The organism is Micromonospora sp. TSRI0369 (assembly GCF_001905625.1).
In the GTDB taxonomy this organism is placed as follows: Bacteria; Actinomycetota; Actinomycetes; order Mycobacteriales; family Micromonosporaceae; genus Micromonospora; species Micromonospora echinospora_A.
The window spans coordinates 505,983-518,785 of record NZ_LIVU01000004.1 but is presented as its reverse complement, the minus strand read 5'-3'; the positions used below and the strand labels follow the sequence as shown (position 1 = coordinate 518,785).

At 70.8% G+C, this 12,803-nt stretch carries 12 protein-coding genes and 1 pseudogene; 5 read left to right on the top strand and 8 right to left on the bottom strand.

Going from position 1 to position 12,803, the window contains the following annotated elements:
• Window positions 1–79: 79 nt before the first annotated feature.
• The 5 genes from AMK25_RS15340 to arfA are packed head-to-tail and all read right to left on the bottom strand — an operon-like array spanning window position 80 to window position 5,777.
• Entirely contained in the window at window positions 80–1,096 is a 1,017-nt protein-coding gene (locus tag AMK25_RS15340) for a glycoside hydrolase family 43 protein (protein WP_073829029.1), read from the bottom strand.
• Window positions 1,093–1,917 carry a carbohydrate ABC transporter permease gene (locus AMK25_RS15335; RefSeq protein WP_073829028.1) on the bottom strand — a complete coding sequence of 275 codons (825 nt, stop codon included), beginning with the start codon at window positions 1,915–1,917 and terminating at the stop codon, window positions 1,093–1,095. Before AMK25_RS15335 ends, AMK25_RS15340 begins: the two co-directional genes overlap by 4 nt.
• Before the next feature lie 10 nt (window positions 1,918–1,927).
• Window positions 1,928–2,890, bottom strand: coding sequence for a carbohydrate ABC transporter permease (locus AMK25_RS15330; RefSeq protein ID WP_073829027.1), 963 nt, complete (start codon window positions 2,888–2,890; stop codon window positions 1,928–1,930).
• Window positions 2,891–2,896: 6 nt separating this feature from the next.
• The gene (locus tag AMK25_RS15325; RefSeq protein WP_073829026.1) at window positions 2,897–4,228 is read right to left on the bottom strand and encodes an ABC transporter substrate-binding protein; all 1,332 of its coding nucleotides are present in this window, start codon (window positions 4,226–4,228) and stop codon (window positions 2,897–2,899) included.
• A gap of 37 nt (window positions 4,229–4,265) precedes the next feature.
• A complete protein-coding gene (gene arfA, locus AMK25_RS15320; RefSeq protein ID WP_073829025.1) occupies window positions 4,266–5,777 on the bottom strand; it encodes an arabinosylfuranosidase ArfA in 1,512 nt (503 codons plus the stop codon).
• A 150-nt stretch (window positions 5,778–5,927) separates the two neighbouring features.
• On the opposite strand from arfA, the gene AMK25_RS15315 reads away from it, so the two are divergent.
• Window positions 5,928–6,932 (top strand): LacI family DNA-binding transcriptional regulator, encoded by a 1,005-nt coding sequence (locus tag AMK25_RS15315; RefSeq protein ID WP_073829024.1) that lies wholly within the window; start codon window positions 5,928–5,930, stop codon window positions 6,930–6,932.
• Between the two features lie 139 nt (window positions 6,933–7,071).
• Here AMK25_RS15315 and AMK25_RS15310 read toward each other — a convergent pair whose 3' ends face one another.
• The 3 genes and pseudogenes from AMK25_RS15310 to AMK25_RS15300 form a co-directional block, all read right to left on the bottom strand.
• Entirely contained in the window at window positions 7,072–7,797 is a 726-nt protein-coding gene (locus AMK25_RS15310) for a BON domain-containing class I SAM-dependent methyltransferase (RefSeq protein WP_073829023.1), read from the bottom strand.
• Between the two features lie 701 nt (window positions 7,798–8,498).
• A pseudogene (locus tag AMK25_RS15305) lies at window positions 8,499–8,750 on the bottom strand (hypothetical protein); the annotation flags it as partial.
• A 38-nt stretch (window positions 8,751–8,788) separates the two neighbouring features.
• Window positions 8,789–10,426, bottom strand: coding sequence for an ABC-F family ATP-binding cassette domain-containing protein (locus tag AMK25_RS15300; RefSeq protein ID WP_073829021.1), 1,638 nt, complete (start codon window positions 10,424–10,426; stop codon window positions 8,789–8,791).
• Between the two features lie 85 nt (window positions 10,427–10,511).
• Here AMK25_RS15300 and AMK25_RS15295 point away from each other — a divergent pair, with 85 nt between their 5' ends.
• From AMK25_RS15295 to AMK25_RS32200, 4 genes are all read left to right on the top strand, one after another.
• Window positions 10,512–11,282, top strand: coding sequence for an ROK family protein (locus tag AMK25_RS15295; RefSeq protein WP_073829020.1), 771 nt, complete (start codon window positions 10,512–10,514; stop codon window positions 11,280–11,282).
• 87 nt (window positions 11,283–11,369) lie between these two features.
• A complete protein-coding gene (locus AMK25_RS15290) occupies window positions 11,370–11,732 on the top strand; it encodes a tetratricopeptide repeat protein (RefSeq protein WP_073829019.1) in 363 nt (120 codons plus the stop codon).
• 59 nt (window positions 11,733–11,791) lie between these two features.
• Window positions 11,792–12,046 carry a Smr/MutS family protein gene (locus AMK25_RS15285; protein ID WP_013288724.1) on the top strand — a complete coding sequence of 85 codons (255 nt, stop codon included), beginning with the start codon at window positions 11,792–11,794 and terminating at the stop codon, window positions 12,044–12,046.
• 375 nt (window positions 12,047–12,421) lie between these two features.
• Window positions 12,422–12,739: a hypothetical protein gene (locus AMK25_RS32200; protein WP_073829018.1), complete on the top strand. Its 318-nt coding sequence runs from the start codon at window positions 12,422–12,424 to the stop codon at window positions 12,737–12,739.
• Window positions 12,740–12,803: the final 64 nt, after the last annotated feature.

Below are 12,803 nucleotides of genomic sequence, written 5' to 3'. Positions count from 1 at the left end.
GAAGGAAGGGCCCCTTCTTAACGCCTGGCGTTAAGAAGGGGCCCTTCTACTACCGGAGGCGTTAACAAGGGGCCCTTCCTTACGGGCAGGGCTGGGCGGACCCGGTGGGGCCCTTCACCACCGGCCTGCCGTCCTCCCAGACGATCTCGTCCAGCCACACCTGCCGGCCCGGGTCGGTCGCGCCCTCCAGGCCCGGCGGCCAGGCGTGGTAGAGCAGCCAGGTACGGCCGTCGTGCTCGACGATCGAGGCGTGCCCCGGCCCGGAGGCCACGTCGTTGCCGCGCAGGATCGGGTTCTCCGGCGCCTTCACGCACGGCCCGGCCGGGCTCTCGCAGACCGCGTACCCCTCGGCGTAGGCGCCCTTGTCGTACGCGTTCGCCGCGAAGAACAGGAACAGCTTCCCGTCGTGCCGGTGCAGGAACGGCCCTTCGATCAGCGTGCCCTCCCACGGCTCGGTCTGCCGCAGCAGCTTCGCCGCCGGGCCGGTCAGCCGCAGCCCGTCCGGGGACAGGCGCTGCGACCAGAGCCAGGTGTCCACACCGATCGCGTTGCCGTCGTTCTTCCACAGCAGCCACAGGCTGCCGTCGGTGTCCCGGAACGGGCTGGCGTCGATCGAGCCGCCCAGGTCCGCCTGGCAGACAAGCGGCCGGTCCGAGTCGTCCGCGTACGGGCCGAGCGGCGTGCTCGCGACCGCCCGGCTCAGGCACTGCCGGCCGGAGGCCCGGTCGGCCACCGTGTAGTAGAGGACGAACCGGTCCGGGGCCAGCTGGATCACCTCGGGCGCCCACGTCTTCCCCGCGTCCGCCCAGTCGGGCAGCGTCGGCAGCGCGTCACCGGCCGGCGTCCAGTCGACCAGGTCGGGTGCGGTGAGCACCGGCACGTTCCGGCCGCCGGCGTTTGTGTGGAACAGGTGCCAGGTGTCGCCGACCCGGATCGCCTGCGGGTCGGGGGCGTCACTGCGGACGACCGGGTTGGTGAACACGCGCGCGTCCTCCGGCGTACTCGACGGGGTTGGTGTGCTGCCGCAGCCGGCGACGACCAGCGCGGCGGCCAGGACCGCCGCCGCGCCGCGTCGCCTCGTTCGCCCGGCGGTCATCCCTTCAGGCCGCTGCGGGACACGCCCTGGATGACGTGCCGCTGGGCGAGCACGAACAGGATCAGCACCGGCACGCTGGCCAGCACCGCGCCCGCCATGATGACGGGGTAGTCGGTCACGTACGCGCCCTGGAGCAGGCCCAGGCCCGCCGGCAGGGTCAGCCGTTCCGGGCTGAACAGTACGTACACCGGCCAGAGGAAGTCGTTCCAGTTGGTCAGGAACGACAGCACCGCGAGCGTGGCCAGTGCCGGTTTCGACAGCGGCAGCAGCACCTGCCGGAAGATCTGCCAGTGGTTCGCGCCGTCCAGCACCGCCGCCTCCTCCAGTTCGGCCGGGATGGAGAGGAAGAACTGGCGCAGGAAGAACACCCCGAACGCGCTGGCCGCGCCCGGCACGATCACCACTGTGAGCGTGTCGATCCAGCTCAGCCGCTCGGCGATGATGAAGTTCGGGATGATCAACGAGGTGGGCGGCAGGAACAGCGTGCCCACGATCAGCGCGAACAGCAGCTTGCGGCCGCGGAACCGCATCCGGGCCAGCGCGTACGCGGCCATCGACGCGGTCACCAGCACCAGCAGCGTGTGCAGGGTGGCCGCGAGCATGCTGTTGACGAACCAGCGCAGCACCGGGTTCGCCGTGTTGTCGATGATCTGCTCGTAGCCGTAGGTGGAGAACGGGTTCGGCAGCCAGCCCGGCGGCACCTGCTGCGCGTCCTCGTACGTCTTCACCGAGGTCAGCAGCATCCAGACCAGGGGGGTCACGAAGATCGCGGTGATCAGGAGCAGTACGCCGTAGCGCGCCACCGCGCGTACGTTCCTCATGTCGTCCCCCTCAGTCTTCCCGGTAGCGGAACAGCCGGAAGTTGACGACGCTCACCACCGCCAGCATCAGCGCGAAGAACACGCTCATCGCGGCGGCCCGCCCGGCGTCGTAGTCCCGGAGTCCCTCGTCGACGATCCGCCAGACCACGGTCCGGGTCTGCTCGCCCGGCGCGCCCTGGGTGATCAGGAACGCCTGCCCGAACACGTTCGCCGACGCGAGGATCGTGGTGGTGAAGACGAACAGCATGACCGGGCGCAGCCCGGGGATCGTGACGTGGCGGAACCGGTCCCAGGCGCCCGCGCCGTCGACCTTCGCCGCCTCGTACAGCTCGGCCGGGATGTCCTGAAGACCGGCCAGGTAGATCACGGCGTTGAAGCCGCAGGTCCACCAGACGGTCACGCCGACCAGCGAGATCCAGGCCCACGGCACGTCGGTCACCCAGGGTGTGTCCGAGGGGAGCCCGACCACGCCGAGCAGCCGGTTGACCAGGCCCAGGTTGGCGTCGAGCAGGAACCGCCAGAGCAGGCCGATCACCGCCACACCCAGCACGTACGGGGCGAAGAACGCGGCCCGGAAGAACGTCCGGCCGGGGAACGAGCGGTTGAGCAGCAGCGCCAGCCCGAGCGGGACGACCACCAGCAGCGGTACGGAGAACAGCGTGAAGATCCCGGTGGCCCGGACGCTCGACCACCAGTCCCCGTAGATCGCCGACTCGCTGGAGAACAGGTCCCGGTAGTTGCCGAGCCCGACGAACGGCCGGTTGGGCAGTTGCAGGTCCCACTGGTGCAGGCTGATCCAGACCCCGAACAGGATCGGCGCCAGGCCGAAGACGCCGAACAGGATCAGGTACGGCGCGAGGAAGAGGTACGGCGTCGTGCGGTTGCCGCGTTCCGTCGCGCCCCGGCGGCGGGTGGGCGCCGCCGGGGGCGGCGCGTTCTCACGCGCCGCCCCGGCCTCGATCACGTCCGCCACGGCGGATCAGTTCCCGTACTTCTTGCGGTTGTCCTCGAGCTGCTTGTTCGCCTTGGCCACGCCGTCGTCGAGCGCCTGCTTCGGCGACTTCTTGCCCAGCGCCGCCTCGTTGAAGGCGCTGTAGAAGGTCAGCATGGTCTCGCCGAGACCGGGCGCGGCCGGCGGGAACGCGGCGTACTCCAGCTCCGGGGCGAGCGCGTTGACCTCGGTGAGGCCCTTGAACTCGCTGCTCTCGCGGACCGCCTTGCGGGCCGGCACCTGCCCACCCTTGGCCCAGTCCAGCGAGTGCTGGCTGAGCCAGTTGATGAACACCTTCGCCCCGGCGGTCTTGTTGGCGTTCGCGGAGCGCTGCTTGACGATGGTGAAGTTGTGCGAGTTTGCCCAGGCGGCCTGCTGGCTGCCGATCTGCGGCAGCGGCGCGACGCCCCACTGCACGTTCGAGCTCTTCTTCAGGTCGTTGATCTGCCAGATGCCGTTCCAGTTGAACGCGTTCTTGCCGCTCTTGAACGCCAGGTAGTCGGCGTCCTGGCCGACGTTCGCCGGGGAGTGGCCCTGCTTGATCAGGTCGACCAGCCAGGTGCACGCCTCGACCGCCGGGTCGGAGTTGAACGTCGCCTTCGCCACCTCGGCGTCGAAGAGCGTGCCGCCCCACTGGTGCAGCAGGCTGTAGAAGGTCATGCCGCCGGTGAACTGGAACGGGCTGACCCAGAAGCCCTGCACGCCCGACTTCTTCAGCTCGGTGAGCGCGGCGGTGTACTCGTCCCGGGTGGCCGGGGGCTTCTCCGGGTCCAGGCCGGCCTTCTGCATGACGGCCTTGTTGTAGTAGAAGCCCAGCGGGTGCATGTCCAGCGGGATGCCGTACCGCTTGTCGTTGTAGAGGCCGCCCTTCCAGACGGTCGGGGCGAAGTCGCCCTCGCTCAGCTCCAGGGTCTTCGCCACGTCGTCCAGTTCGGTGATCGTGCCGCGGGCGGCGAACGTGGCGAGCTGGTCCATGTGCATGACCGCGATGTCCGGGCCGTTGCCGCTGGAGACCGCACCGGGGAGCTTGCTGTAGTAGTCCTCCCACTGGTACGTGATCACGCTGACCGCGATGTTCTGGTGCTCGCTGTTGAACTGCTGGACGAGCGCCTTGAAGATGTCGCCGTCGCCGCCGGTGAAGCCGTTCCACAGCTTCAGGTCCACCTTCGGGCCGGTGTAGTCCTTGCCGCCGTTGCCGGCCGCGCCGGAGCTGTCGGAGCTGCTGCCGCCGCCACAGCCGCTCAGCGTCAGCGTGGCCGCCGCGCCGAGACCGAGGCCGAGCCCGAGCAGGCGCCGCCGGCTCATCTCGTTCTGGATCATGGGTACTCCTTGGGGGACGGGATGGAGTATTGCCTGGTCACAGTGCTGGCACGAAGCGCAGCAGGTTCCAGGAGGTGGCCGGCAGCAGCACGGAGGCCCGGCCGCCGTCGACAGTGGGAGTGGTCAGGTCCCGGGGCGTGACCCGCTCCGGGTCCGCTTCGGTGTTCCTGGCGTCCGGTTCGGTTCCGGCCGCCAACGTGGTGTGCGCCTCGGCCCGCAGGCCGGGCAGGCCGCGCAGGTCCAGGTCGAGCGGAAGGTCCTGCGGGCTCCGGTTGACGGCGAAGACGGCCAGCTCGCCGGTCTCCTCGTCGTGCACGGCGACGGTGTCCAGCGCGGGCACGTCGCCGTACCGGCGGGTCTCGTAGGTGGGGCCGGTGGGCTCGGTCCGCAGCACGGTGCCGCGCGCGTACCGGGCGGTCAGGGCGAACGGGTGGAAGATGCTCTGCCGCCAGGCCGGGCCGCCGTTGCGGGTACGGATCGGGGCGATCACGTTGGCGAGCTGCGCCTGGCAGGCCACCCCGACGCGGTCGGCGTGCCGGAGCAGCGTGATCAGCAGGTCGCCGACGACCACCGCGTCGACGGCTGTGTAGTCGTCCTCGATCAGCGCGGGCGCCTCGACCCAGCCGCGCCGGTCCAGGTCGGCCTGGAGGCGGGACTGGTACCAGACGTTCCACTCGTCGAAGGAGATCTTCAGCTTGCGCTTCTGCCGCAGCTTGGCGCCCACGTGGTCGGCGGTGGCGACGACCTCGGTGATGAAGGCGTCCATGTCGACGGCGGAGGCGAGCAGGCTGGCCCGGTCGCCGTCGGAGGGGTCGTAGTAGGTGTGGGCGGAGATGTAGTCGACGTGCTCGTAGGTGTGCTCCAGCACGGTGGCCTCCCACGCGGCGAACGTGGGCATGCCCCGGTTGGAGCTTCCGCAGGCGACCAGGCTGATCGACGGGTCGATCATCTTCATGGCGCGTGCGGTCTCGGCGGCGAGGCGGCCGTACTCGTCGGCGGTCTTGTGCCCGACCTGCCACGGCCCGTCCATCTCGTTGCCGAGGCACCACAGCCGCACCCCGTACGGCTGCTCGGCGCCGTGCTTGCGGCGCAGGTCGGACAGCTGGGTGCCGCCCGGGTGGTTGGTGTACTCCAGCAGGTCGAGCGCCTCGGTCACGCCGCGGGTGCCGAGGTTGACGGCCATCATCGGCTCGACCCCGGCCTCGGCCGCCCAGGTCATGAACTCGTCCAGGCCGAACTCGTTGGTCTCGACGGTCTTCCAGGCCAGGTCGAGGCGGCGCGGCCGGTCGCCGACCGGGCCGATGCCGTCCTCCCAGCGGTAGCTGGAGACGAAGTTCCCGCCCGGGTACCGGACCACCGAGACGCCCAGCTCGCGGGTCAGGTCCAGCACGTCGCGCCGCAGACCCCGCCGGTCGGCGGTCGGGTGCCCTGGTTCGTACACCCCGCCGTAGACGCAGCGCCCCATGTGCTCGACGAAGGAACCGAAGATCCGGCGGTCCGCCGGCGCGACCCGGAACGCCGGATCGATCGTGAGCTGCGCGTTCGGCACGATGCCAACCTCTTTCCAGTGGTGTTGCCGGTGACCGAGGCCACCCCCCTGTCAGTGGTTTCTACAACGTTGTAAGTGCTCGTGTAAAGAGCTCGTTACGTCGTCGTGACGCGGTACAGTGCGGCCAGCGTTCACCGGGAGGACAGTTCAGTGCGGCACAGGCTCAAGGACGTCGCGGAGCGGGCCGGAGTGTCGGTGAAGACCGTCTCCAACGTCGTCAACGGCTACCAGCACGTACGCGCCGACACCCGGGCCCGGGTCGAGGAGGCCATCGCCGCACTCAACTACCGGCCCAACCTGTCGGCCCGCAACCTGCGCAAAGGGCGTACCGGGGTGATCGCCCTGGCCGTGCCCGAACTCGACATCCCCTACTTCGCCGAGCTGGCCCGGCACGTCGTCACCGCCGCCGCCGACCACGACTGGACGGTGCTCATCGACCAGACCGGCGGCGGCTCCGAGCAGGAGCGAAAGGCCGCCAGCGGCATCGGCGACCACATGATCGACGGCCTCATCCTGAGCCCGCTCGCGCTCACCTCCGACGACCTCGCCGCCCTGCACGGCCTGCCCATGGTGCTGCTCGGCGAACGGGTCGACCACGGGCCCGCCGACCACGTCATGATCGACAACGTGGCCGCCGCCCGGGAGATCACCGCCCACCTGATCGGGCTCGGCCGCCGCCGGATCGCCGCGATCGGCTCCCAGCGCACCCCCGAGGGCGCCAGCGCCCGGCTCCGCCTGGCCGGCTACACCGCCGCGCTGGCCGAGGCCGGCATCGCGTACGACGACCGCCTGGTGGCGCCCGCGCCGGCCTGGCACCGCGCGGACGGCGCCGCCGCCATGCGCAACCTGCTCACCTCAGGGGTACGCCCCGACGCCGTCTTCTGCTTCAACGACACGCTCGCGCTCGGCGCTCTGCGCGCCCTGCACGAGGTGGGCCTGCGCGTGCCCGAGGACGTCGCGGTGGCCGGCTTCGACGACATCGAGGACGGCCGCTTCTCGATCCCGACGCTGACCACAGTCGCCCCCGACAAGGAGCGCATCGCCCGCCTGGCAGTCGAACTGCTCGCGGGACGTCTCGGCCCCGACCGCGACTCCCCACCGCGCGAACTGGTGGCCCCCCACCACCTGGCCCTACGCGAGTCCGCCCCCCTCTAAGCCCTCTTTCAGCCCGCCCTCCTCTGGCCCCCTCTTCGCCGCGTCGATCATGAAGTTGGCGGCGATGTCGATCTCCTGGAGTGCCGCCAACTTCATGATCGACGGGGTGGGTCCGGGGTGAGTTCGGCTCGGTCGGTGGTCAGTCGAAGAAGCGGGCCAGGTGGGACGCGGGTGGGGGTGGCGCGTCCGGGGGCAGGGGAGTGAGGTCGGCGAAGATCGACGCACCGTCGCAGCCGACGTGCAGCGGATACCAGCGCGGCGTGCCCGGTGGGCGCTGACCGCAGATGCCCTTGAACGTCTGCACGTCCAGCAGGCGTACGTGGGTCGGGTCGGCAACCGCGTTGACGTGCCGCCACCAGGGACTCATCACGTGCAGCACACCGCCGGGCCGCAGCACCCGGTGGCACTCGTCGAACAGCGGCAGGAAGTCGATCAGGTGCTCGACGATGTGCACGGCGAAGAACACGTCCACCGAGTCGTCGCGCAACGGCAGCGAGCCGGCGAGATTGGCGACCGCGCTCACCCCCGGCGCCGGATAGATGTCCAGCCCCAGGTTGCCCGGCCACTGCTTGGTCGCGCCGCAGCCCAGGTCGACCACCACCGGCGCCCGCCCGGCCACGGCGACCCGGCACCAGACCCCGAGTACGCCCGACAGCCGGCCGATCAGCTCCCGTACCAGCCGCAACTGCGCCGGGTCGGCAACCGCGCCGGTCAGGTGCGCCACCCCCCTGTCGAAGCGCACCTCGACGGTCGTCCCGCGTAGCCGCTCGTCGTGCCGGACCAGGTCGGCCCACGCCTCGGCGAGAAACTCGTCGGTCTGCCGGAGCCGCTCACCCGAGAGCGCGGTCTGCCCCATCGCCACCATGCGCCACCTCCGGCGGCCCGTTACCCCCATTTCGCCCCAATATGCCCCGCGCCCGCCTGTCCTCCTCCACCCCCGCCCCGCCGCCCGCCCGCGTCCCGCCCCGCCGCCCAACCGCGCCCCGCTCCCGGCCCGCCGCCGCCCTCAGCCCTCCGTCGGCCCGTCCGCCCCGCCTGCCGCCCGTGATCAAGGAGTTTGTGTCACCAGAAGACGCCCCCGAGGACACAAACTCCTTGATCGCAGGGGAGCGCCCGAGATCTTGGAAGATTCCGGCCCTCATAGGGGCACTTTCCTTCCAAGATCTCCCGCGACTCGGGCCGCGGCGCTGATCAAGGAGTTTGTGTGGCGTCGGCGGCGTGGATGGACCCGAACTCCTTGATCGCGCGAAAGGTCATCCGGCCCACCCCGTTGATCAAGGAGTTTGTGTCCTTTTCGACGGCTACGTCGACACGAACTCCTTGATCAACGCCGGTCTCGGGTCGGGGTGTGCTCCGATGCCGGGGGCCCCGGACAGGGGCCCCGTCGATCATGGAGTTGTGGCCTGGGCCAAGCTCGCAAAAGGGGCAGGCGAGGGGCCGCAACCGCAAGATCGACGCGCTAAGGGAAGGGCGGGAGGGCAGGGCACGAGGGGAGGAGGGTCAGGGGGATAGGGTTCGGCGGATGGTGCGGGAGCTGCGCATGCGCTGGCGGGGCTGCGTGGCGGCCGTCTTCGGGCGCTTGAGGTGGTAGCGGTGCAACTCGTTGTTGCCGGGCAGCGACGGGTCCTCGCTCATCGCGACCAGTTCCCAGCCCTGGTCACCGGCCCGGTTCAGGTGGGCCAGCGCGGTGTCGCCGTACGGCGTGACGTCGATCATCGAGCCGTCCGGGCCGTACCAGATGAAGACGACCTCGAACCCGAGGTCGGTCGCGGCGGGTTGACGACGGCGGACCAGCAGCGCGTACTCCCACTTGAGCATGCGCTCATTGTGGACCCGCGCGGCCGGGTCGGCACGGATCAGTGTTCGGCGATCCGTCCGTCCGCGACGCGCAGCCGCCGGTTCACGCTCACCACGTCGAGCATCCGCCGGTCGTGGGTCACCAGGAGCAGCGTGCCGGGATAGGTGGCCAGCGCCGATTCGAGCTGTTCGATCGCGGCCAGGTCGAGGTGGTTCGTCGGCTCGTCGAGCACCAGCAGGTTGACGCCGCGGCCCTGGAGCAGGGCCAGCGCGGCCCGGGTCCGCTCGCCGGGGGACAGCGTCGCCGCCGGTCGCAGCACGTGGTCGGCGCGCAGGCCGAACTTCGCGAGCAGCGTCCGCACGTCCGCCGGGGCGAGATCGGGTACGGCGGCGCCGAACGCGTCGAGCAGCGGCTGGTCGCCGAGGAAGAGTCCCCGCGCCTGGTCGACCTCGCCGACCACCACACCCGGACCGAGTGCGGCGTGACCCTCGTCCAGTGGCAGCCGCCCGAGCAGCGCGGCGAGCAGGGTGCTCTTGCCGGAGCCGTTCGCCCCGGTGATCGCCACCCGGTCGGCCCAGTCGATCTGCAGGTCCACCGGGCCGAGCGTGAAGCCGCCTCGGCGTACCACTGCTCCTCGGAGCGAGGCCACGACGGCGCCGGCGCGGGGCGCGGCGGCGATCTCCATCCGCAGCTCCCACTCCTTGCGCGGCTCCTCGACCTCCTCCAGCCGCTCGATCAGCCGGGCGGTCTGCTTGGCCTTCGCGGCCTGCTTCTCGGTCGACTCGGCGCGGTACTTGCGGCCGATCTTGTCGTTGTCGGTGGCCTTGCGGCGGGCGTTCTTGACGCCCTTCTCCATCCAGGCGCGCTGCGTGCGGGCGCGCGCCTCCAGGCCGGCCTTCGTGTCGGCGTACTCCTCGTACTCCTCGCGGGCGTGCCGGCGCGCCACCTCCCGCTCCTCCAGGTAGGCGGCGTAGCCACCGCCGTAGTGGTTGACCTGCCGCTGGTGCAGGTCCAGCTCGACGATCCGGGTGGCCGTGCGGGTGAGGAACTCCCGGTCGTGGCTGACCACCACGGTGCCGGCGCGCAGGCCGGTGACGAAGCGTTCCAGCCGGTCCAGCCCGGCCAGGTCGAGGTCGTTGGTGGGCTCGTCGAGCAGGAAGATGTCGTACCGGCTGAGCAGCAGCGACGCGAGCCCCGCGCGGGCGGCCTGCCCGCCGGACAGGCCGGTCATCGGGTGGTCCAGGCCGACGTCGAGACCCAGCTCCGCGGCGACCTGCCCGGCCCGCTCGTCCAGGTCCGCGCCGCCGAGGTCGAGCCAGCGTTCCAGAGCATTCGCGTACGCGTCGTCGGCGCCCGCCGCCCCGGCGGTGAGCGCCTCGGTGGCGGCGTCCAGCGCGGCCTGCGCGGCGCTCACCCCGGTGCGCCGGGCCAGGAACTCGCGGACCGTCTCGCCGGGCCGGCGCTCCGGCTCCTGCGGCAGGTAGCCGACGGTCGCCGTGGGTGGGCTGAGCGAGACCGTGCCCTGCTCGCGTGGGACCAGCCCGGCGAGGGTACGCAGCAGCGTGGACTTGCCCGCGCCGTTGACCCCGACCAGCCCCACCACGTCGCCCGGCGCGACGACCAGGTCGAGGTCTTCGAAGAGGAGGCGGTCACCGTGGCCGGCGGTGAGGTCCTTGGCGATCAACGTGGCGCTCATCAGGTGATCAAGCCTACCGGCGCGCGCATCCGGATTACCGTGACCCGCGCTCGCGGCGGCACCGATCTGAGGGAGACTCACAGCCGTGGTGACCACACTGGCGATCGACTGCGGTGGCGGCGGGATCAAGGCCTCCGTGCTGGACGCCGCCGGGACCATGCGCGCCCGGCCGCTGCGCGTGCCCACGCCGTACCCGCTGCCGCCCGGCCTGTTCGTCAAGACGCTGCTGGATCTCGGCGCCCGCCTGCCCACGGCGGACCGGCTCACCGTCGGCATGCCCGGCATGATCCGGCACGGCGTCGTGGTGGCGACGCCGCACTATGTGACCCGCTCCGGGCCGCGCAGCCGCGTCGACCCCGACCTGCTGGCCGAGTGGTCCGGGTACGACGCGCGCACCGCGCTGGCCGAGGCGTTCGGCGTACCGGCGCTGGTGTTGAACGACGCCGAGGTGCACGGCGCGGGCGTGGTCGCCGGGGCCGGCTGCGAGCTGGTGCTGACGCTCGGCACCGGGCTGGGCAGCGCGCTGTTCGACGGCGGGGTGCTGGCCCCGCACCTGGAGCTGTCGCACGCGCCGGTGCGGTGGAACACCACCTACGACACGTACGTGGGGGAGCCGGAACGGCGGCGCCTCGGCGACGCGTTCTGGTCCCGGCGGATCCGGCAGGTGGTGGACGGCCTGCGGCCGGTGTTCCGCTGGGACCGGCTGTATCTCGGCGGCGGCAACTCCCGGCTGATCCGGCCCGAGCAGGTGGCCCGGATGGGCGACGACGTGGTGATCGTCCCGAACACGGCCGGAATAGTCGGCGGTGTCCGGGCCTGGGACCTGGTCGGCGGCCGGTACGACCCCACCGCCTGATCTCCGGCCCGTAGGAACACTCGCGCTCGCGCCGGTGTTGTGTCAGCGTCGGACCAAGGTCTGGCGCGACACGAGGAGGTGGGTCGAGTGGATCTTCTGGCGGAGTACCGGCGGGCGACCATGTTCTTCGAAGCGGGTGACGCGACCGGAGCGGCCCGGCTGCTCGAACCGATCATCGAGGCCGAGCCGGACAACTCCTCGGTCCGGCAGCTGCTGGCCCGCGCCTACTTCCAGTCGGCCCAGCTCAACCGGGCCGAGGTTCAGTTGCGCGCGTTGGTCGACCGCGACCCGAGCGACCACTACGCGCACCACGTGCTCGGCCGCACGCTGGAGCGGATGAACCGGCCGGTGGACGCGTTGCGGCACCTGCGCATCGCGGCCGCGATGTACTCGACGAACACCGACTACGCCACCGCCCTGCGCCGGGTGGAGGGCAAGGTCGGTCGTTGACGGATCACGCGGAAGGGCAGCCCGGGCGGGCTGCCCTTCCGCGTACCTAGGATGGGACCGTGAAGCTCAAGCTCGACCTCCACGACATCTACAACAAGGGCCACGACATCGACCGTGCGCTGCGCGGGATCATGGACGAGGCGGTGGCGAAGAAGGCCACGCTCGTGGAGATCATCCCGGGTAAGGGGTCGGGCGCGCTGAAGAAGAAGGTGCTGCGCTTCCTCGACCAGAAGGACGTGAAGCAGCTCTACCACCGGGTCGAGAAGGACTCGAAGAACTTCGGCCGCCTGTTCGTGCACTTCCGCTGGAAGTAGCCCGGTTGCATGTCGCAGCCGAACGCCCGGTTGTGCAACTCAACACCGGCGCGACGGTCAACGGCCGCCCCGAGCAAGCGTCGCTCCGGCTGTGGCGGATGGAAAGAGGGGCGGCGCGATCGGCGGGCGGGCTTCTAGTATCCCGCGGCGGCCTCTGCCAATGGCCGCCTGGCATCGGGAGGGACGATGAAGCGCCGTCGGGCATATGGGATCGCGGCTGGCGGCCTGGTTGTCGCCGCAGTCCTTGGTGTGATCCTGGTAACTGCGGGTGGCGAGGAGAAGCCCCGTAGCCGTCAGTACGGGGCGTTCACAAGCTGCCTTCTGACAGACGAAGCGGGGATCGGCGGGCCTGCCGCGGCCCCTGCCTGGGCTGGTATGCAGGACGCCTCGCTCGCCAGTCTGACGAAGGTCCAGCATCTCTCCGTAATTGGGGAGCAGACCACTGACAACGCCGGAACCTTCGTCGCAAGCATGGTGCAGTCCCGGTGCAACCTGGTCGTTCTTTCCGGTCAAGCGCCCGGCGCCGCCGCGACGGCAGCCTCTGCCCGCTTTCCCGCGCAGCAGTTCGTCGCCGTGGGTGATCAGCCGAGCGATTCGAGGGCGAACGTGACGTGGGTTGCGGGGTCGCCGGATGCCGTTCGCATCAAGGTCCGTGACGCCGTCCTGGACGCGGCTCGCGCAGCGGAGCGCTGATCGATGCGCTAGCAGATCTTGCCGCGCCGGATGTGCCGCCGGAAGGTCAGGTTTGTCGAGCGCT